At 72.8% G+C, this 18,785-nt stretch carries 17 protein-coding genes; 14 read left to right on the forward strand and 3 right to left on the reverse strand.

From position 1 onward, the window contains the following. The first annotated feature begins 89 nt into the window (after positions 1-89). The 4 genes from ACH4SE_RS21530 (at position 90) to ACH4SE_RS21545 (ending at position 4,508) form a co-directional block, all read left to right on the forward strand. Positions 90-1,046, forward strand: coding sequence for an ROK family protein (locus ACH4SE_RS21530; protein ID WP_398545019.1), 957 nt, complete (start codon positions 90-92; stop codon positions 1,044-1,046). 194 nt (positions 1,047-1,240) lie between these two features. Next, positions 1,241-2,563 carry an ABC transporter substrate-binding protein gene (locus tag ACH4SE_RS21535; RefSeq protein ID WP_398545020.1) on the forward strand — a complete coding sequence of 441 codons (1,323 nt, stop codon included), beginning with the start codon at positions 1,241-1,243 and terminating at the stop codon, positions 2,561-2,563. Between the two features lie 116 nt (positions 2,564-2,679). Continuing rightward, a complete protein-coding gene (locus ACH4SE_RS21540) occupies positions 2,680-3,645 on the forward strand; it encodes a carbohydrate ABC transporter permease (protein ID WP_398545021.1) in 966 nt (321 codons plus the stop codon). Next, entirely contained in the window at positions 3,642-4,508 is an 867-nt protein-coding gene (locus ACH4SE_RS21545; protein ID WP_398545022.1) for a carbohydrate ABC transporter permease, read from the forward strand. Before ACH4SE_RS21540 ends, ACH4SE_RS21545 begins: the two co-directional genes overlap by 4 nt. Positions 4,509-4,560: 52 nt before the next feature. Here ACH4SE_RS21545 and ACH4SE_RS21550 read toward each other — a convergent pair whose 3' ends face one another. Continuing rightward, positions 4,561-5,580, reverse strand: a complete 1,020-nt coding sequence (locus ACH4SE_RS21550; RefSeq protein WP_398545023.1) for a LacI family DNA-binding transcriptional regulator — start codon at positions 5,578-5,580, stop codon at positions 4,561-4,563. A 388-nt stretch (positions 5,581-5,968) separates the two neighbouring features. On the opposite strand from ACH4SE_RS21550, the gene ACH4SE_RS21555 reads away from it, so the two are divergent. Next, positions 5,969-6,439: a hypothetical protein gene (locus ACH4SE_RS21555; protein WP_398545024.1), complete on the forward strand. Its 471-nt coding sequence runs from the start codon at positions 5,969-5,971 to the stop codon at positions 6,437-6,439. A 42-nt stretch (positions 6,440-6,481) separates the two neighbouring features. Here the strand turns inward: ACH4SE_RS21555 and ACH4SE_RS21560 are convergent, their stop codons facing one another. After that, the gene (locus ACH4SE_RS21560; protein WP_398545025.1) at positions 6,482-7,435 is read right to left on the reverse strand and encodes a helix-turn-helix domain-containing protein; all 954 of its coding nucleotides are present in this window, start codon (positions 7,433-7,435) and stop codon (positions 6,482-6,484) included. Between the two features lie 157 nt (positions 7,436-7,592). Here ACH4SE_RS21560 and ACH4SE_RS21565 point away from each other — a divergent pair, with 157 nt between their 5' ends. Further along, positions 7,593-8,357: an SDR family oxidoreductase gene (locus tag ACH4SE_RS21565; protein ID WP_398545026.1), complete on the forward strand. Its 765-nt coding sequence runs from the start codon at positions 7,593-7,595 to the stop codon at positions 8,355-8,357. 65 nt (positions 8,358-8,422) lie between these two features. Then, the gene (locus tag ACH4SE_RS21570) at positions 8,423-8,653 is read left to right on the forward strand and encodes a tautomerase family protein (RefSeq protein ID WP_398545027.1); all 231 of its coding nucleotides are present in this window, start codon (positions 8,423-8,425) and stop codon (positions 8,651-8,653) included. A 199-nt stretch (positions 8,654-8,852) separates the two neighbouring features. Here ACH4SE_RS21570 and ACH4SE_RS21575 read toward each other — a convergent pair whose 3' ends face one another. Further along, positions 8,853-10,043: a DUF3370 family protein gene (locus ACH4SE_RS21575; protein WP_398545028.1), complete on the reverse strand. Its 1,191-nt coding sequence runs from the start codon at positions 10,041-10,043 to the stop codon at positions 8,853-8,855. Between the two features lie 382 nt (positions 10,044-10,425). On the opposite strand from ACH4SE_RS21575, the gene ACH4SE_RS21580 reads away from it, so the two are divergent. The 7 genes from ACH4SE_RS21580 (at position 10,426) to ACH4SE_RS21610 (ending at position 18,783) form a co-directional block, all read left to right on the forward strand. After that, the gene (locus tag ACH4SE_RS21580) at positions 10,426-11,745 is read left to right on the forward strand and encodes an ABC transporter substrate-binding protein (RefSeq protein WP_398545029.1); all 1,320 of its coding nucleotides are present in this window, start codon (positions 10,426-10,428) and stop codon (positions 11,743-11,745) included. A gap of 149 nt (positions 11,746-11,894) precedes the next feature. Further along, positions 11,895-12,773, forward strand: coding sequence for a carbohydrate ABC transporter permease (locus ACH4SE_RS21585; protein WP_398545030.1), 879 nt, complete (start codon positions 11,895-11,897; stop codon positions 12,771-12,773). Next, positions 12,770-13,702 carry a carbohydrate ABC transporter permease gene (locus tag ACH4SE_RS21590; protein ID WP_398545031.1) on the forward strand — a complete coding sequence of 311 codons (933 nt, stop codon included), beginning with the start codon at positions 12,770-12,772 and terminating at the stop codon, positions 13,700-13,702. Before ACH4SE_RS21585 ends, ACH4SE_RS21590 begins: the two co-directional genes overlap by 4 nt. After that, positions 13,699-14,475 carry a GntR family transcriptional regulator gene (locus ACH4SE_RS21595; RefSeq protein WP_398545032.1) on the forward strand — a complete coding sequence of 259 codons (777 nt, stop codon included), beginning with the start codon at positions 13,699-13,701 and terminating at the stop codon, positions 14,473-14,475. The genes ACH4SE_RS21590 and ACH4SE_RS21595 overlap by 4 nt, the downstream gene beginning before the upstream one ends. Beyond that, entirely contained in the window at positions 14,472-15,464 is a 993-nt protein-coding gene (locus ACH4SE_RS21600; RefSeq protein ID WP_398545033.1) for an ROK family protein, read from the forward strand. Before ACH4SE_RS21595 ends, ACH4SE_RS21600 begins: the two co-directional genes overlap by 4 nt. After that, positions 15,461-17,005, forward strand: coding sequence for a DUF4127 family protein (locus tag ACH4SE_RS21605; protein WP_398545034.1), 1,545 nt, complete (start codon positions 15,461-15,463; stop codon positions 17,003-17,005). The genes ACH4SE_RS21600 and ACH4SE_RS21605 overlap by 4 nt, the downstream gene beginning before the upstream one ends. Further along, positions 17,002-18,783 carry an FAD-dependent oxidoreductase gene (locus ACH4SE_RS21610; RefSeq protein ID WP_398545035.1) on the forward strand — a complete coding sequence of 594 codons (1,782 nt, stop codon included), beginning with the start codon at positions 17,002-17,004 and terminating at the stop codon, positions 18,781-18,783. Before ACH4SE_RS21605 ends, ACH4SE_RS21610 begins: the two co-directional genes overlap by 4 nt. Positions 18,784-18,785: the final 2 nt, after the last annotated feature.

The raw sequence follows: 18,785 nt of genomic DNA on the forward strand, positions 1-18,785 counted from the left end.
CCAGCCGCGGACATGCCGGTGCGCCGGGCCGGCCGCCTGCCCGTACGCCGCCCCGGCACACCGCACCCGCATCCCGGAAAGGCCTCGCCATGCTCGGACACCCCCCGGACACGCACCGCGGCGGTCCGCTGACCGCCGCCCTGGACATAGGCGGCACCAAGATCTCCGCGGCACTGGTCGACCCCGGCGGGACGCTCACCGCCCGCGCCCAGCGGCCCACCCCGCGCACCGCGGGGGCGGAGGACGTCCGCTCCGCGGTCGTCGCCTGCCTGCGCGACCTCGCCCGCCACGAGGACTGGCAGCACGTCGGAGCCCTCGGGGTGTGCAGCGCCGGGCCGGTCGACCGCGCACGGGGCACCGCGAGCCCGGTGAACATCCCGGCCTGGCGGGAATATCCGCTGCTCACCGCGCTCTCCGAGCTCCCGGAGCTCTCCGGGCTGCCCACCCGGTTCGGTGGCGACGCGGTCGCGATGACGGCGGGCGAACACCGGTACGGCGCCGCCAGGGGGCACCGGAACGCCCTGTGCATGGTGGTCTCCACCGGCGTGGGGGCCGGCCTGGTCCTCGACGGGCAGGTGCGCCTGGGACCCACCGGCAACGCGGGCCACCTCGGCCACGTCACGGTGGACCTCGACGGCGAGCAGTGCCCGTGCGGCTCGTCCGGGTGCCTGGAGCGGCTGGCGTCCGGCGAGGCCATCACCCGCCGCGCGCTGCACTCGGGCTGGCGCCCGCCGGAGGGCGGGGCGCCCACCACGGCCGCGGTCGCGGAAGCGGCGCGCGCGGGAGACCCGCCGGCACGGGAAGCCTTCGACCGGGCGGCGCGCGCCCTGGCCGCCGGGATCGCCGGCTGCGCCACCTTGCTGGAACTGGAGGTCGCCGTACTCGGCGGCGGTGTCATGCAGGCCTCCGACCTGCTCCTTCCTCGCATCAGGCGCTACATGGAGCGCTACGCGCCGCTGCCCTTCGCCGAGCTCACCCTCACCACCGCGGCCCTCGGCTCCGACGCCGGCCTGGTGGGCGCGGCCGCCCTCGCGCGCGCGGACTAAAGCGGTCCAGTCACAATCTGCGCTGGTAGACGCTGGTCTACCGCCATGTGTCGATACAAGACATGTAACGGTTAGGTATCGAGGAAGATTCCGGGGCTTTACCCTCCGAAAATCTCATGCAAGTCTTCCCACCAACTAAAGCGCTTAAGCGCTGGGGTCAGGGGCCCGTGTGCGGGCGTGAACAGGAGAGATACATGCGCAGAAGAGTCCTGTCGGCGGTGGCTCTGGCGGCCTCCGTCGCAGTCGTGGGCACGGCGTGTTCGTCGTCGGGCGGGGGGTCGACGTCGAACGCCGCGGCGACGGCCGCGTCCGACCCCTCGACGGTCTCCGGGGACATCACGGTGCTGACGAACCGCACGGACCTCATCGGCGACGGCACGATGAAGAAGTACGCCGCGGAGTTCACGAAGGCCTACCCGAAGGTCCACGTCAAGTTCCAGGGCCTGACGGACTACGAGGGGGAGGTCAAGATCCGGATGAACACCAAGAACTACGGTGACGTCCTGCTGATCCCCGCCGCCGTCGCCCGTACGGACTACCCGAAGTTCTTCGCGCCGCTCGGCAGCTCCGCCGACCTCACCCGCACGTACGACTTCGTCGACTCCGGCACGGTGGGCGGCAAGGTGTACGGCCTGGTCTCCTTCGCCTCCGCCAACGGCTTCGTCTACAACAAGAAGGTCTGGGAGCAGGCGGGCGTCACCAAGTGGCCCACCACTCCGGACGAGTTCCTCGACGACCTGAAGCTGATCAAGTCCAAGACCGGCGCCACGCCCTACTACACCAACTACAAGGACGGCTGGCCGCTGACGGCCTGGACGAACATCGTCGGCTCGGCGAGCTGCGACCCGGAGGCCAACGACAAGCTCGCCATCCAGGACCCGTGGAAGGCCGGGAGCGACCTGCGGACCGGTGACACGCTGCTCTACGACATCGTGCACCGGAAGCTGTCCGAGGACGACCCGACCACCACCAACTGGGAGAACTCCAAGAACCTGCTGGCCACCGGGAAGGCCGCCACCATGTGGCTGGGCACCTGGTCGGTGCCGCAGATGCAGCAGGCCGCCGAGAAGGCCGGTGCCGACCCGGCCGACATCGGCTACATGCCCTTCCCCGAGCAGATCGACGGCAGGTACTGCCCGGTGGAGGCCCCGGACTACAAGTACGCGGTCAACATCCACTCCTCGCACAAGGCGGCGGCGCGGGCCTGGATCGACTGGGTCCTGAACAAGTCCGGGTACGCCACCTCGGTCTCCGGCATCTCCTCCGTCAAGGGCAGCGCGCTGCCCGAGATCCTCCAGCCCTTCCAGGCGGCCGGCGCCAAGATGGTCATCGAGAGCCAGGCGAAGACGCAGCAGGTCAACGACATCGACAAGGCAGCCGAGGTCGGACTGCAGACCCCGGACTACCGCCAGAAGCTCATCGACGCCGCCCGCGGCGCCGGCGGCGGAAGCCTCGACTCGATCCTTGCCGACCTGTCCGAGAAGTGGCGTTCGGGCCAGCAGACCGCCGGCCTGTGAGCCCGCAGGTGACCGCCGAACGGCGGCCACCGCGCGGTGACCCACGCACGCGGGGGACGGCCGGGCGCCGTCCCCCGCGCAGCACGCGTCCGAAGCAGCAAGGAGCAGCCACGCCCATGAGCGACACCCGTACCCTTTCCGGCCCGGCGTCCCCGGACGCCGCCCGTCCGCCCGGCCCGCCGCGCCGCCGGCGCGCGAAACCGAGCAGGCCCCGCGGCCCCTGGTCGGTGCGGCTGACCCCGTGGCTGTTCCTCGTGCTGCCGGTCGGCTTCCTGGTCGTCTTCACCTACGTCCCCATCGCGAACATGGTGAGCTACAGCTTCACCGACTGGGACGGCGTCAGCCCGGACAAGGCGTGGGTGGGGCTGAAGAACTACACCGAGATCTTCACCCGCCCCGAGCTCTTCCAGGTCTTCTACGTCAGCATCTACTACCTGGTCGCGTCGGTCCTCCAGCTCGCGGTGGCCATCTACTTCGCCACCGTCCTCAGCTTCAGCACCAGGCTGCGCAACCTGTTCAAGGGGATCCTGTTCTTCCCCTACCTCATCAACGGTGTCGCCATCGGTTTCGTCTTCCTCTACTTCTTCCAGTCGGGCGGCACCCTGGACACCGTCCTCTCAGCCTTCGGTGTCCACGGCAAGCACTACTGGCTCGGAAATCCCGACCTCGTCAACATCTCGCTCTCCGGGGTCTCCGTCTGGCGTTACACGGGCCTGAACTTCGTGCTCTTCCTCGGCGGTATCCAGTCGATTCCCGGCGAGTTGTACGAGGCGGCCGAACTGGACGGCGCGAACCGCTGGAACCAGTTCCGCTTCATCATCGCCCCGAGTCTCCGTCCCCTCATCGGCCTGAGCGCGATCCTCGCCATCTCCGGTTCGCTCGCGGTGTTCGAGATCCCGTACGTCATGACCGGCGGATCGGGGAAGAGCGAGACGTTCGTCATCCAGACGATCAAGATGAACTTCGAATTCAACAAGACCGGTCTGGCCTCGGCGATGGCCGTGGTCCTGCTCGGTTTCGTACTGCTGGTGACCTGGGTGCAGCGCATTCTGGTTCCCGAGGAGAGGTCCGATCCGGCATGAGCAACACCCGCCTTTCCGCCGACCGCGGCAGCCTGTCCGGGCGGGTCGCCGCTCCGGCACTGAAGTACCTGTCGCTCGTGCTCGCGTCCCTCGTGGTCCTGCTCCCGCTCACGGCCGTGCTCCTGACGTCACTGAAGACCCACAAGGAGATCGCCAACGGCAGCGGCGCCCTCACACCGCCGCACGACTGGTTCAACTTCTCCAACTACAGGACGGCGTTCGTCCAGGGGCACATGCTGCGGGGAATGGCCAACACCCTCTTCATCCTGGTGTTCTCGGTCGCCGGCAGCGTCCTGATCGGCTCCATGGCCGCCTACGCCATCGACCGCTACCGCTTCCGTTTCCGCGGGCCGATCCTGGCGGCGTTCCTCGTCGCCACCCTCGTTCCCTCGGTGACGACGCAGGTCGGCACCTTCCAGGTGATCAACACGTTCGGCCTCTTCGACACCCGCTGGGCGCCGATCCTGCTCTACACCGGCACGGACATCGTGTCCATCTACATATTCCTCCAGTTCATGCGGTCGATCCCGGTGTCGCTGGACGAGGCGGCGCGCATCGACGGCGCGTCCCCGCTGCGGATCTACTGGACCGTCATCATGCCGCTGCTCAAACCGGCCGTCGCGACCGTGGTGATCGTCAAGGGAATCCTGGTCTACAACGACTTCTACTACCCCTTCCTCTACATGCCCTCCGACGAACTCGGAACCATCTCCACGTCGCTGTACAGGTTCAAGGGACCCTTCGGCGCCGAATGGCAGGACATCTGCGCGGGAGCGGTCCTGGTCATCGTCCCCACGCTGGTGGTCTTCCTCTTCCTCCAGCGCTTCATCTACAACGGGCTCACCCAGGGCGCGACGAAATGAGCCGGCTGCCGGGCCGTGGGGGCCCGGCAGCCGGCTCGTCCGGCGGGCCGGTTCAGGACGCGGGCGGAGCGGTGGACTCCCGCGGCACCAGAACCGGCCCGACGGCGGGCCTGGACGCCGTGTCGCCCCCGGCGAGCACCTCGAACAGCAGCGCCGCGGCCTGGGCGCCGAACCGGAACACGTCGTGGCTCATCGCCGAGAGCCGGGGCCGGACCAGTTCGCACAGCTGCGAGTCGTCCCACGCCAGCAGCGAAAGGTCGGCGGGAACGGCGAGGCGCATCTCCGTCGCCACGCCGAGCCCCGCCACGGCCATGATGTCGTTGTCGTAGACGATCGCCGTCGGCCGCCGGACGGACGTCAGCAGCGAGCGGGTGGCCCGCGACCCGTCGTCACCCGAGAAGTCGGTCGGCACCACCTTGGCGTCGTCGAGGCCCAGTTCATCCGCCGCGCCCAGGAACGCCCTCGTCCGGATGGCACTGTGCCCCAGTGCCTCCGGGCCGCCGACCCGCGCGATGCGGCGGTGCCCGAGGGCGGCGAGGTAGCGGACCGCCTCCGCTATGGCGACGCCGTCGTCGGTCCACACCGCCGGGAAGGGGCCGGCCAGCGTGGGGTGGCCCACGACCACGGCCGGCAGCCCGACGGCCGACAACGCCTCGACACGCGGGTCGTCGGCCTGCAGGTCGACCAGCAGGCTGCCGTCGACCCGGCGCCCCTGCCACCACTCCCGCTGCACCTTGACCTCGTCCTCGACGCTGTCGACGAGCCTGAGCAGCAGCGAGTAGCCCTCCTTGTGCAGCACCGACTCCACGCCCGCGATGAATTCCATGTAGAACGGCTCACGGCCGAGCATCGGGGCCGGCCGGGCCAGCACCAGCCCTACGGTGTGGACCTGCGCCGCCGACAGCGACACGGCCGCGGTGTTCGGCGTCCAGCCCAGCTCCCGGGCCACCCCCATGATCCGCTGACGCGTGGCGTCGGAGACACCGGACCTGTTGTTCAGAGCCAGCGACACCGCGGCTGACGACACCCCCGCCTCGCGTGCGACGTCGCGAATCGTCACCCTGCGTCCCATGTTCACTCGGCACCTTCCGCTGCGCGCATGGACCCCAGCCCATCCGGAATCAGGCTGATCACCGTCCTCGGACAAAACATAAGTCCCCACGTACCTGAATGTCCATAAACCGCTTGAGTTTTGCCGCGCCCACCACGGCGGAGTCGCGTACTCCCGCGCGGCCACGAGCGGGGCCGGCCCACGGCGTATCGCCTTACCGGGACAAACTGACCGAGATGGTCAGGCGGAGAATACGGAACCGAACAATACGCCCCGGCTGACACGGATGCCTGCGCGACCTCTTGACACACCCTCAACTCCCCGGCACCTTTCTCACACTTAACCGGTAAAGCTCAAAGAGCCGCCCCCGGCCGAGGATGGCGCGGGGCACCACCGGACCTTCCTCGTCGTGTCCATTTGTGCCTCAGAAGGAGCACGCACGACAGACAGCGCACGACGCACGACCCTGGCGGCCCTCGCCGCCGTTCTCACCGTTCTGGCCGCCGGACTCGTCCTCCTGACGACCACCGGCCTGGCCGGAGCAGCCACCGCGGCCTTCGCGCAGCGGTGCGGGACGCACTTCTGCGTCGGCGTCAGGACCGCCTACTTCGCCGGCGCCAACTCCTACGACCTGTTCACGTACGGCAGCGGCTCGGGCGACACCGAGACGCAGTACATGGACACGGCCGCGACCCGGCCGACAACACCGCCGGCGCCCCCCACCACCCCCGCAGGAACCTGCACCGTCCACTACGGGCCGGCCGACCGGGGCTCGTCCTTCAACGGTGACGTGACCGTCACCAACAACGCCTCGGCCCCGGGCACGAACGGGGTGCCCAGCACCTTCACGCTCAACGGCAGGGCCTGCGCGTCCGCGTAGCCGGTCGCAGGCGGGCGCTCCGCCCCCCGTTCCGCACCGGGGTCACTCCGGTGCGGAACGCGCCTTCACCGCCGGGCCCTCCCTCCGCGGCACGGGTCGGCTCCGCGAGCCGGACTCCGCCGCGGCCCGCGGTGCCGCGCCCTCGGGAACGCCCAGGTCCTGGCTTCCTATGACGGACAGCAGCTCCAGCTGCTCGGCCCCCCGGCTTCCGGGCGGCGCGGTGAACCACAGCAGGCGGTGGCGTCCGTCCTCGCTGAGCAGGTTGTAGCAGTCGAGTTCGATGACGCCGAGCGCGGGATGGACGATCTTCTTGCGGTCCGCACGGCGCACCGCGACGTCGTGGGTGTCCCAGAGGGCGGCGAACTCCCGGCTGCGGCGGCGCAGCGCGGCGACCGTCCTCGCGACCTCCGCGTCCCGGCCTCGCCGGGCGGCAGCCGCCTGGAGGTCGGACACGAAAACCCGGGAGTGGTGCGGGTGGTCCTCGGCCGGGTACCTCTCACGCGCCCGCGGGTCGGTGAACCACCGGTACACGAAGCTCGCCGCCGGGCCGCGCTGTGCCGGGGACTCGCCGAGCAGGTTCCGGGCCAGGTCGTTCTCCACCACGGTCTCGTGCAGATCGGTGATCACACGCGCGGGCGTGTCGGACAGCCGGTCCAGCAGTCCGAGGAGTGCGGGCTGCACATGGGCCGACGGTCCGTGCTGCGGCGGGGGAACCGGCCGTTCGGCCAGGTGGAACAGGTGGTCACGCTCGTCGGCGTTCAGGCGCAGGGCCCGGGCGAGCGCGGCCAGGGTCTGGGCCGAGGGCTGCACGCCGTTCTTCGTGCTGCCGCGTTCCAGCTCGGTGTAGTAGTCGGCGGACAGCCCTGCCAGCTGGGCGACCTCCTCGCGGCGCAGCCCGGGGACGCGCCGGCGCGGGCCCTGCGGGAGACCGGCCTCGGCGGGGCGGATGTGGTCGCGGCGTGTTCTGAGGAAGGCGCCGAGTTCGGGAAGGTTCACCCCCTCATGGTCGCTCGCGCGCCGGGCCGCAGCCAGGGGGTGGCAACCCCTGGGTGAACGCAGCCCTGGCTGCGGGCGGCGAACCGGCCGATCGTCGGGGACGCAGCAGGCCGACGGCGAGACCGCGGCCCCATCGCATCCACCACAGGAGCCGGTCATGTCCATCCCCCCTTCCCCCGACGGGACCACCGTCCCGCCCCGCGTCGCGATCGTCACCGGCGGCTCGCGCGGCATCGGCCGCCGGACCGTCGGCCGGCTGGCCGCAGACGGCTGCAGCGTCGTGGTCGGCTACGCCGGCAACCGGGCCGAGGCCGAAGCCGCCGTGAAGGAGGCCGTCGCCGGCGGCGTCCGGGCGATCGCGGTGCGCGCCGACGTCGCCGACGAGCACGCCGTCGCGGCCCTGTTCGACACGGCCGAAGCGGAATTCGGCGGTGTCGACGTCGTCGTGCACGCGGCCGGCCGGCTGCACACCGCGCCGGTCGCCGAGCTGGACCTGGCCGTTCTCGACGACCTGCACCGCACCAACGTGCGCGGCACCTTCGTCGTCGTCCAGCAGGCCGTCCGCCGGGTGCGCCCCGGCGGTGCGATCGTGACGTTCTCCACGTCCGTGGTGGGGCTGGCCCTCCCGAACTACGGCGCCTACTCCGCCGGCAAGGGTGCGGTCGAGGCGCTGACGCCGATCCTGGCCCGGGAGCTGCGGGGCCGGGACGTCACCGCCAACGCCGTCGCGCCCGGCCCCACGGCCACCGACCTGTTCCTGGACGGCAAGGACGAGGAGACCGTCGCCCGGCTGGCCGCGCAGCCCCCGCTGGAGCGGCTCGGTACCCCGTCCGACATCGCCGAGGTCGTCGCGTTCCTGGCCTCCCCGGCCGGCCACTGGATCAACGGGCAGGTGGTCCGCGCCAACGGCGGCATCGTGTGAACCGCCCGCAGCCACCGCGTCCGCAGCCCTCCGCAACACCCCACTGAGAGAAGGAAGAAGCAGTCATGCCGTTCGCGAACTTCAAGGTCCCCGAGAAGACCCTCACCCCGAAGCAGAAGGAGGAGATCGTCGCCCGCACCACCGAGCTGTACGTCGAGATCTACGGCGAGCGCGCCCGCGCCAACACCATGGTTCTGGTCGAAGAGGTCGCCGACGGCGGCTGGGGCGTCGCCGGCGACGTGCTGACTCTCGCCGTACTCGGCGAGGCGGCACCGACCGGCACCGGCGGCGCCTGACCGCGCCCGCCGGCCGGCGGGGACGGCCGTGGGACCGGGGCCGCCGACGGCCCCCGGCCGCCCCCGCCGCCCGCTCACCGCGTTCTTCCGCACCGGCGGCTGGAACACCTCCGGGGGCGGCCCGGGCGGCGAAGCGGCGCGTACCCGGACCGTGCGTGACCTCCGGCGGCCCCCGTCGGAGGTCACGGGGCCCGGCGGGTCACACGCTTTCGAGCAGCAGTTGCGAGCCCGCGGTGATGAGGCCGGGGACCTCGAAGTCCAGTTCCACCAGCGTCCGGGAGCCCGGCGGCAGCACGAAGGTGCCCAGCGGGCAGCGGGGGGCGGTGGGGCGGACGTAGACGGTGGTGAGCTGCGGCGTACCGCCGTCGACGGTCAGGGTCGCGGCCCCGTTCCAGGTGTCCCCGGGCACGTCGGTGGCGGCGGTGACGTTGGATCCGAAGGTCAGGGCCACCGTGCGCGTGCTCTGCGAGGGGTTCGCGAGCTGGAGCCGGACGGCGTAGCGCATTCCGTAGTTCCCCCAGCTGCGCTGCGAGGAGTCGGCCAGGGCCGCCACCGCCGGCACGGTCTGGTCGAGCGCGGCCACCTGGCGCTGGGTGGTGTTCACCGCCAGGCCGAGGAAGCTGCCGGCGGCGGGGACGTCGACGCCGACCAGGCCGGTGTCCCAGGTCGAGGCGGCGTAGACACCGGCCTCGCGGCCGTATGTCGTGTCGGTCTGCCGGGCGATGTTCCCGGGGGCCGCCGTCTCGTCGTGCTGGGTCGAGTTGATCGCGCCGTCGGTGTCGCCGTCGGCGGTGGCCGCCGTGTAGACGTAGACACCACCGCCCGTCGCGGTGACCTCCAGCAGGCCGTCGACGATGGACGAGGTGAGCGGGACGAGCGCCACCTGCGCCATGGCACCGGGGGCGAGGACGGTCGCGGGCAGGTAGGTCCGCACCGCGCCGGTCGCCCAGTCCTGGGAGGTCGCGTAGCAGGGGCCGGTCCCGGCCCGCTGGGTCGGGTCCTGCACCAGCGGCTTGTCGGCGTTGGTCCACACCGAGCCGCGCGCGGACACGGTCACCGGCGACGGTCCGGGGTTGGAGACGAGGACGTGCACGTACGCCGTCCGCCCGGTCCCGTTCTGGTGGTAGAGGTACACCGGGAACGTGCCGGTCAGCGGGTGGGCGGCTCCGCCGCGGTTGGCGGTGGTGCGGGCGCACTGGGCCAGCCAGCCCGTGCCGGTGAAGGTCTCCGGGTTGTTGGAGACGAACATCTGCGGGCCGCCGGCGGCGCCGGGCAGCTGCACCAGGTGGTCGCGGGGAACGGTGGGCCCGGGTGCGGACGGCACCCCGGAGGTCCAGGCGTCGGCACCGATCGCGGTGGTGACCTCCTGGTCGCCGGCCAGGCTCTGCACCGCCCGGCCTCCCCTCCGCGCCGACGAGTGGTCCGTACCACTTCGCGCCGCACTGGTCCCGGCAGCCACCAGCGGAAGTGCCGCACCAGCCATCAGCACACCTGCCGTTCGGCTCAGCAGGGCCCTGCGCGAGGGGGCGGCGTTGCTCAAGGGTTCCATGATGCTCCTGGTGAACGAGTAGTCCGGGCAAGAGGCGCGCCCGTCAGTCCAGTTGGATACCAGACTCGCAGCAGCACCGACAGTGGTAGGGATCAATTCGCGCTTCATTGCCACTGATCCCTTGACTAGCTGGGACTACCGATGAGAGCGTGCGGCAAGTGGTCGCTACCAGTTGGAGCGACATGACCGTGGACCTTGTGGTCTCCACTGTCCGAGGAGAGACATGCCCAGCAGCAGACGCCTGCCCCTTGCCGCCGTCGGGACCGTCGTGGCGCTGACCGCCACAGCCTGTGGCCTGGGGTCGGGCTCGTCGTCGCAGGACTCCGGCCCCGCCGCGGGCAGCGGAAAGGTCTCCGGCACGATCACGCTGGAGACGCTGCAGCTGAAGCCGACTTTCACCGACTACATGAACAAGGTGATCGCCTCCTACGAGAAGTCCCACCCGGGCACCAAGGTCAAGTGGGTGGACATCCCGTTCCAGGGCGCTCAGGAGAAGCTCACGACCGACGCGACGGCCGGCGCGCTGCCCGACGTGGTGAACCTCAACCCGCAGTTCGCCCAGGCGCTGGAGGCCAAGGGCCTGTTCGTCGACATGGACGCCGCCGCGGCCGGCGTCAAGTCCGAGTACGTGCCCGGCGCGTGGAGCGCCTTCACCGTGCCCGGCAGGTCCGGGGCGTACGCGATCCCGTGGTACCTGACCTCCGAGGTCACCATGTACAACAAGCAGCTGTTCAGCAAGGCGGGGCTGGACCCGGACACTCCGCCGTCGACGTTCGACGAACTGCTCGCCGACGGGCGCAAGCTCTCCGGGGCCGGGCACGGGTCGACCTACGGGCTGCACCCCGCGCTGGAGAACCGCTTCATCACCGACCTGGCCAAGCAGGGCGTGCCGCTGCTCGACGACTCCGGCACCAAGTGGACGTTCAACACCCCCGCGGCCGTCGCGTACCTGCAGAAGCTCGTCGACGCCTACAAGGGCGGGGTCTACCCGAAGGACTCGCTGACCCAGGACCACAGCAAGGAGACCGAGGCCTACCAGGCCGGCCGGATCGGGCTGTTCCCCTCGGGTCCCAACTTCCTGACCGTGGTCAAGCAGAACGCGCCGGCCGTCGCCGCCCAGACCGGGGTCGGCCCGCAGATCACCGGCTCCGACGGCACCACCAACATGTCCGTGATGGGTCTGCTGGTCCCCAAGAGCAGCAAGAACCGGACGACAGCGCTGAACTTCGCCGAGTTCCTCGGAAACGCCGAGAACCAGCTGGCCTTCAGCAAGATCGTGACGATCCTGCCGAGCACCCTGTCGTCCCTGAAGGACCCGTACTTCACCTCGGACGGCGACGGTTCGGTGGAGGCCCGGGCCCGCAAGATCTCGGCGGCCCAGATCGCCAAGGCCGAGAACCTCGTCCCCGTCCAGTACGACGCCCGTGTGACCGCGGCCGTCATCGGCAAGGTCCAGCTCGCCCTCCAGGGCAAGCTGTCCGCCAAGGACGCGCTGGACCAGGCAGTGGCCGCCGCCGACGCCATCACCTCGGCCGCCCGCTGACACCCGCCGCCCGTGCGCGACCGCCCCCGCCGCGCACGGGCGCCCTCCCCACGACACCGTGCACGCACGGTTCGGACCGCAGTCCCCCCAAGCCCCACCGGGTCAACCCAAGCCCGCACAAGCCCCACGAGCCCGACAAGGAGGCCCGCGTGACCGGCCGCCGCTGGTACGTACCCTGGCTTTTCCTCGCCCCGGCGCTGGCCATCGCTGTGGCCTTCTTCCTGGTCCCCTTCGCCAACACCGTGGTGCTGTCGTTCACCGACGCCAGCACGCTGGGCGGCGGCCGTTTCACCGGGCTCGCCAACTACCACCGGCTGTGGCACGACCCCCAGTTCTGGCAGTCGGTGCGCAACACCGCGCTGTACATCGTGGTGGTCGTGCCGTGCATGGTGGTGCTGCCGCTGCTGCTCGCGGTACTGGTGCAGCGGCGGGTCGCGGGCATCGGCTTCTTCCGTGCGGTGTTCTACTCGCCCGTGGTGGCGTCCATGGTGGTCGCCGGGCTCATCTGGTCGTGGCTGCTGTCCAGCGACGGCCTGGTCAACGCCGCGCTGCGCGGCCTGCACCTGGTGTCGGAGCCGGTGCCCTTCCTCACGGACTCGCGCTGGCTGCTGTTCAGCTCCATGGCGATGACCGTCTGGAAGGGCCTGGGCTACTACATGGTCATCTACCTCGCGGCCCTCGCCAACGTGCCGGCCTCGCTCCTGGAGGCCGCGCAGGTCGACGGGGCGGGCGCGGTGCGGCGCTTCCGCAGCGTCACCCTTCCACTGGTCCGGCCCACGATGGTGCTGGTGGCGACGCTGTCGGCGATCGCCTGCGCCAAGGTCTTCGCCGAGGTCTTCACCCTGAGCGACGGCAGCGCGGGCCCCGGCGGCCAGGCGCGCACCCTCGTCTACACCATCCGCGAGACGGGCCTCGGCCTCGGCGGCGAGGCCGGGTACGCCTCGGCCATGAGCCTGGTGCTCTTCCTGGGCACCCTCGGACTGTCGGTCGCCGTCACCCGGCTCAACACCCGGGAGGACCGGGCATGACCTCGCTGGACTCCCCCACCACCCGCCCGTCCCCGGGCGGCCCGCGGCGCGGCACCGGCCGCACCGCCCCCGCCCGGCCGGCCCGGGCGGACACCGCGCGGCGCCGGCGGCGAGCCGCCGGGCTCGCGGCGCGCTACGTGCTGCTGTGCTGCGTGCTCGCCCTGACCGTGGGCCCCTTCCTGTGGCAGCTGTCCACGTCGCTGAAGGGCGCCGGGGAACGGGTCTTCGGCTATCCGCCGCAGCTCCTGCCGCACCACCCCACCCTGCACCACTACACCGAGGTCCTGCACACCGTGCCGGTTCTCCACTACGCGGGCAACTCGCTGCTGGTGGCGCTCGGTTCGGTGATCACCAACTGCCTGTTCGGCTCGATGGCCGGATACGCGCTGGCACGGATGCGGTTCCGCGGACGCGGTATCGCCGTCGGCGTCTTCCTCGCCACCATGATCATCCCCTTCGAGAGCATCATGGTCTCGGAGTTCCTCGTGGCGAGGAACCTCCACCTGACGAACAGCCTCATCGGGGTGATGCTGCCGCTGGCCGCCTCCGGCCTGTCGGTGCTCCTGATGCGCAACGCCTTCAGCCGGCTCCCCCGTGAGGTCGAGGAGGCCGCGCTGCTGGACGGCGCGGGCGAGCTGCAGCGGTTCTTCCGCGTCGCCCTCCCCTCCGTCGGCGGCAGCCTGGCCGCGGTGGCGATCTTCAGCTTCGTCTTCGCCTGGGACGACTTCCTGTGGCCGCTGGTGGTCCTGTCCGACCCGGCCAAGTACACGCTGACGGTGGGCATCCAGTACCTGTCCGGCACCTTCACCGACGACCAGCGGGTGGTCGCCGCAGGCACGATGATGGCCGTCGTACCGCTGCTGGTGCTGTTCTTCGCCCTGCAGCGGTTCTTCTTCCGGGGCGTGGGTGAAGGAGCAGTCAAGGAATGACAGGGAACACCGAGCGGGAGCTTGCCACCGCCTCCGCGTCCGTACCGGCGCAGGTGCGTACCGTCCGCGAGCCGAAGCACGAGGTACTGCGCCGCAGGCTGCTCGACCTGGTCGAGGCGGCGGAGGCGCACCAGATGCTGCCGAGCGAGCGCGAGCTGATGCAGCGTTACGAGGTCAGCCGCGTCACCGTGCGCCGCGCCGTCGAGCGCCTGACCCAGGAAGGCCGGATCTACCGCGTGCAGGGTGCGGGCACCTTCGTCGCGGAGGCGGAGACCATCAGCAAGTCGCTGCGGCTGACGTCCTTCTCCGAGGACATCCGGGCCCGGCGCATGGTGCCCGCGGGAACCTTGCTGGTCATGGAGCGGGTGCCGGCCGACGTCGCCAACGCGCGGGACCTGTTCGTCGAGCCGGGGGCGCCCCTGGTGCACCTGGAACGGCTGCGGACCGCCGACGGCGTGCCGATGTGCCTGGAGAACGTGTGGCTCCCCGAGCACCTGGTGCCCGACCTGCTGGATGCCGGCGAGCCCGACTCGCTGTACGACGTGCTGGACCGCGTGGGCGCCGCGCCGGAGGCGGCCGACCAGACCGTACGGGCCACGGTCGTCGACGCGGCGCAGGCCCGGCTGCTGAAGGTCCCGCCGCAGTTCCCCGCCCTGCACGTCGAGCGGCTCACGCGCGACGCCCGCGGCCGCGCGGTCGAACGCGCCGTCAGCCTCTACCGGGCCGACCGGTACGACTTCCACTTCACCATCACCCGGGAACGGCATCCATGACATCCCCTCACCCCTCCTCCCCCGGCGAGGATCCCGGTGGCGCGCCCGTGCTGGCCGTGGACATCGGCGGCACCAAGACGACCGCCGCCGTGGTCACCGCCGGGCACCGGGTCACCGCGGCCGTGACGGAGCCGACCCCGGCCGAGGACGGCGGCCCGGCCGTCCTCGCCACGGCGCTGCGGCTGGCCCGGCAGGCGCTGGCGGAAGCCGCCGCGGTCCCGGTCGCCGTCGGCGTCGGGAGCGCCGGTGTCGTGGACGCGGCGGGCCGGACGGTCACCGCCGCCACGTCGGCGCTGCCCGGCTGGGCCGGTACGCCCGTCGCGGACGCCTTCGAGGGCGGGTTCGGCGTTCCGGCCACCGTCCTGGGCGACGTGCAGGCCTTCCTGGCCGGCGAACTGGCGGCGGGCGCGGCCCGCGGCTGCGGCAGCGCCGTCGCCGTCATGGCCGGGACCGGGATCGGCGGCGCGGTCGCGGTCGGCGGTGCGGTGGTGCGCGGGGCGCACGGTGCCGCTGGCCACCTGGGGCACGTCGGCGTCGGGGCCGCGGCCGGCCTGGTCTGCCCGTGCGGCGCCGCCGGCCACGTGGAGGCCGTCGCCTCCGGCCCCGCCATGGCCGTACGGGCCCGGGGTCTCCTCCCGGACCGGAGCATCGCCGGACTGCCGGACGTCTCGGCCCTCGCCCGCGCGGGGGTGGCGGAGGCACGCCAGGTCCTCTTCCAGGGCGGGGCCGCCCTCGGCGCCGCCGTCGCCGGCGTCGTGTCGGTCCTCGACCCCGAGGTGGTGGTACTGGGCGGCGGCGTACTGGCGTCCGGGCCGTGGTTCCCGCAGGCCGTCGCCGACGGCGTCCGGGCGCACACGCTGCCGTCGCTGGCCGGGGTGCGCGTGTCCGCTTCCTCGCTGGGCGGCGCCGCTGTGCTGGTCGGAGCCGCCGCCGAGGCGCGCCGGCCGGTCACCCGGCACCTCGCCCCGTCCGCGGGAGGCCGCTCATGAGCCCCGTCGCCGCCGGCACGGGCGCGGAACGCCCGCGCATCGCATTGCTGCCGCTGGACGAACGTCCCGCGTGCACCTCGCTGCCCCGGATGGTCGCCGCCGTCGCGGGCGTCGACCTCCTGCTACCGCCCGCCGGCACGCTGCCGTGCGTGCGGCGGCCGGGCGACCCGGAAGCGCTGGGCGCGTGGCTCGGCCGGCAGCCGGCGGACGCGGCCGTGGTGTCGCTGGAGATGCTCGGGTACGGGGGCCTGATCGCCTCGCGGACCTCGCCGGCCGACGCCGGGACGGTCGCCGCGCGCTGGCAGCCGCTGCGCGGCCTGAGCCGCCGCGGCACACCGGTGCACGCCGTCACGCTGGTCACCCGGACCCCCGACTCCGCCGACGCGATGGAGGAGCCGGACTACTGGGACCCTTACGGCCCCGCCCTGCACCGGCTCTCGGCCGCCCTCCACCGCGGCCTCACCCGGGACGGCGGACCGCGGCCCGGCACCGACGTCCCCGGCGAGGTGCGGGCCGACTTCCTCACCCGCAGGCTGCGCAACCACGCGCTCAACCTCGCCGCCCTGGAGCTGGCCGCCGACGGCACCGCCCGCTCCCTGGTGGTCGGGGCCGACGACACCGCCCCGCACGCACTGGCCACATGGGAGCTGGAGCACCTGAGGCACTGGACGTCGGTCGCGGGCCTGGCGGACAGGGTCTCCGTGCGGCCGGGGGCCGACGAGGCGTGCACGGTCCTGGTCGCCCGCACCGTACGCGACCTGCTCGGCACCGGACCGGTGCGGGTGGCGGTCGAGGCGGCCGACCCCGCGGGGCTGGCCCGGGTGGCGGCCTACGAGAACGTGCCCGTCGCGGACACCGCTGCCGGGCAGCTCCGGGCCGCGGGCGCGGTGCCGCTGCCGCCGGGCGGACCGGCCGGCGGGCGGGACGCCGTGCTGCTGATCCACACCCCGGCGCCCGGCGGCGACTGGGCCGTGAACCCGCCGGGCACCACGGACGCGCGGGCCGCCCGGGCGGTCGCCGACCGCGCGGTACGGCTGCTCGACGGCGGGGCGCGGGTCGCGGTCGCGGACTGCGCCCAGCCCAACGGCGCCGACCCGGCCCTGATCGCTGCGCTCGCCGAGGCGGGCGTGCTGGAGTGCCTGACGGCCTACGCGGGGTGGAACACCGCGGGGAACACGCTGGGCACGGTGGCCGCGCACCTGGTCGCAGCGGTCTGCGCCGAGCGTGCCGGGCGGCTGGACGCGTACGCCCACCAGCGGCTGCTGCTGCACCGGCTGCTGGAGGACTGGGGCTGGATGTCCGTGGCGCGCGGGCACACCCGTGCCGCCCTGGGCAGCGACCCCGCACGTCACGACCACGTCCCCGCCGGCCATCCGGCGCTGCGCGCCGCGGCGGCCGAACTGGCCGCGCTGCGCGGCCGGCTGCCCGCCTTCGGCGGGCTGGCGGTGGATCAGGCCTCGGTGCGCCTGCCCTGGCACCGCACCTTCGAAGTCGACTTCTCCCTCGTCCCCGGCGACCTGCCGCAGGAGCCCCAGCGATGACCTCTCCCTCCCCCCGGCGCACCGCCGCCGACGTCGCCGTGATCGGCGGCGGCCTCGGCGGGGTCTCCGCCGCCCTGGCCGCCTGCGCGGCGGGCCGCACCGTCGTCCTCACCACCGACCAGGACGTGCTCGGCGGGCAGATCACCACCCAGCTCGTCCCCGCGCTCGACGAGCACCCGCATGTCGAGCGCGGCGGGGTCTCGGCCTCCTACCGGCGGCTCCGCGAGGCCCTGCGGGCGCGCTACGGCGGCGTCGCCAACCCCGGCGGCGGATGGGTCAGCCGGCTGTGCTTCGAGCCCGCCGCCGCGGAGGCGGTCCTCGCGGACCTGCTCGCACCGCACGTGGCGGCGGGGCGGCTGACGGTCCTGACGGGCCTTCGCCCGGCCGCCGCACGGCGCGAGGCTGACCGCGTCGGCGAGGTCCGGCTGGAGCCGGTGGCGCGTTCCGGCGAGCCCCCTTCGGAGGGCTCCGTCCTGGTGAGCGCCGAGGTGTTCTGCGACGCCACCGAGACCGGGGAGCTGCTGCCGCTGGCCGGAGCGGCCTGGGTGGCCGGCTCCGAGGGGCGCGACGCCCACGGGGAGAGCCTGGCGCTGCCCGGCGGACCGCGGCCGTACGCCGTCCAGTCGTGCACGGTGGGCTTCACCGTCGAGCACCGGCCCGGCGAGGACCACACCGTGCCACGGCCCGAGGGGTACCTGCGCCGGCGGGACAGCCAGCCGTTCACCCTGGAGATCGACGGCTGGGACGGCCGGGCGCACCGCTACCGGATGTTCACCGAGGGGCCGGACGGCCACCCCCCGTTCTGGACCTACCGCCGGCTGCGCGAGGGCGGGGTGCTCGGCGGCCCCGACATCGCCCTGGTCAACTGGTCCGGCAACGACTACGCCGACAGCTCGCTGATCCACGAACCGCGCCGGGCGGCGGCGGAGGCCCGCACCCTGTCGCTGGCGTTCCTGCACTGGCTGCAGACCGAGTGCCCGCGCGACGACGGCAGCGGCCGCGGCTACCCGGGCCTGCGCCTGTCCCCCGAGGCCGCCGGCACCCCGGACGGGCTGGCCGCCGAACCGTACGTGCGCGAGTCGCGCCGCCTGGCCTCCCCCCGGCCGGTGCGCCAGCAGGACCTGCTGCCCGAGCCCGGCCGGGCGCGGGCGGCGAACATGCCCGACTCGTGCGGACCGGCCTTCTACCACATGGACCTGCACGCCCGGGTCGGACATCCCGGCTCGGCCTACGCGCCCACCGCGCCCTTCCAGATCCCGCTGTCGGCCCTGGTCGGCGAGCAGCCGGTGAACCTGGTGGCGGCGGCGAAGAACCTGGCCGCCACCCAGGTCGCCGCCTCGGCCTACCGCGTCCACCACGGCGAGTGGGCCGTCGGCGAGGCCGCGGGCACCCTCGCCGCGTACGCCGTGCGCCGCGGCCTGACCCCGCTCCGGGCCGCCACCGACCCGGCCGAAGTGACCGGGGTCCAGCGGGACCTGGTGCGCGCCGGGGTACCGCTGGCCTGGCTGCTGGACGTGCCGCCGGAGCACCCCGCGTTCGCGCACGCCCATCTGCTGGCCGTCGCCGGCGGCCTGGCGGGGACGCGTCTGGAGACCCTCGACGCCCAGCTCGCACGTCCCGTGGACGAGGCCGACGCCGCGGCCCTGACCGGCGCCGCCCGGCGGCTCGTACCCGGCCTCGAGCCGGCCCCGGTGGCCGTGGGCCGCACGTGGCCGGACGCGGTCACCGCGCTGGGTACGGCGGTCGACCGCGCACTCGACGTCAGCACCACACGCTGAGA

It is taken from the genome of Streptomyces sp. NPDC020983 (assembly GCF_044333485.1).
Taxonomy (GTDB): domain Bacteria; phylum Actinomycetota; class Actinomycetes; order Streptomycetales; family Streptomycetaceae; genus Actinacidiphila.

Coding starts and splice junctions, on each gene's coding strand:
- ACH4SE_RS21530 (WP_398545019.1), top strand. CDS start 90: ATGCTCGGACACCCCCCGGACACGCACCGCGGCGGTCCGCTGACCGCC.
- ACH4SE_RS21535 (WP_398545020.1), top strand. CDS start 1,241: ATGCGCAGAAGAGTCCTGTCGGCGGTGGCTCTGGCGGCCTCCGTCGCA.
- ACH4SE_RS21540 (WP_398545021.1), top strand. CDS start 2,680: ATGAGCGACACCCGTACCCTTTCCGGCCCGGCGTCCCCGGACGCCGCC.
- ACH4SE_RS21545 (WP_398545022.1), top strand. CDS start 3,642: ATGAGCAACACCCGCCTTTCCGCCGACCGCGGCAGCCTGTCCGGGCGG.
- ACH4SE_RS21550 (WP_398545023.1), bottom strand. CDS start 5,580: ATGGGACGCAGGGTGACGATTCGCGACGTCGCACGCGAGGCGGGGGTG.
- ACH4SE_RS21565 (WP_398545026.1), top strand. CDS start 7,593: ATGTCCATCCCCCCTTCCCCCGACGGGACCACCGTCCCGCCCCGCGTC.
- ACH4SE_RS21570 (WP_398545027.1), top strand. CDS start 8,423: ATGCCGTTCGCGAACTTCAAGGTCCCCGAGAAGACCCTCACCCCGAAG.
- ACH4SE_RS21580 (WP_398545029.1), top strand. CDS start 10,426: ATGCCCAGCAGCAGACGCCTGCCCCTTGCCGCCGTCGGGACCGTCGTG.
- ACH4SE_RS21590 (WP_398545031.1), top strand. CDS start 12,770: ATGACCTCGCTGGACTCCCCCACCACCCGCCCGTCCCCGGGCGGCCCG.
- ACH4SE_RS21595 (WP_398545032.1), top strand. CDS start 13,699: ATGACAGGGAACACCGAGCGGGAGCTTGCCACCGCCTCCGCGTCCGTA.
- ACH4SE_RS21600 (WP_398545033.1), top strand. CDS start 14,472: ATGACATCCCCTCACCCCTCCTCCCCCGGCGAGGATCCCGGTGGCGCG.
- ACH4SE_RS21605 (WP_398545034.1), top strand. CDS start 15,461: ATGAGCCCCGTCGCCGCCGGCACGGGCGCGGAACGCCCGCGCATCGCA.
- ACH4SE_RS21610 (WP_398545035.1), top strand. CDS start 17,002: ATGACCTCTCCCTCCCCCCGGCGCACCGCCGCCGACGTCGCCGTGATC.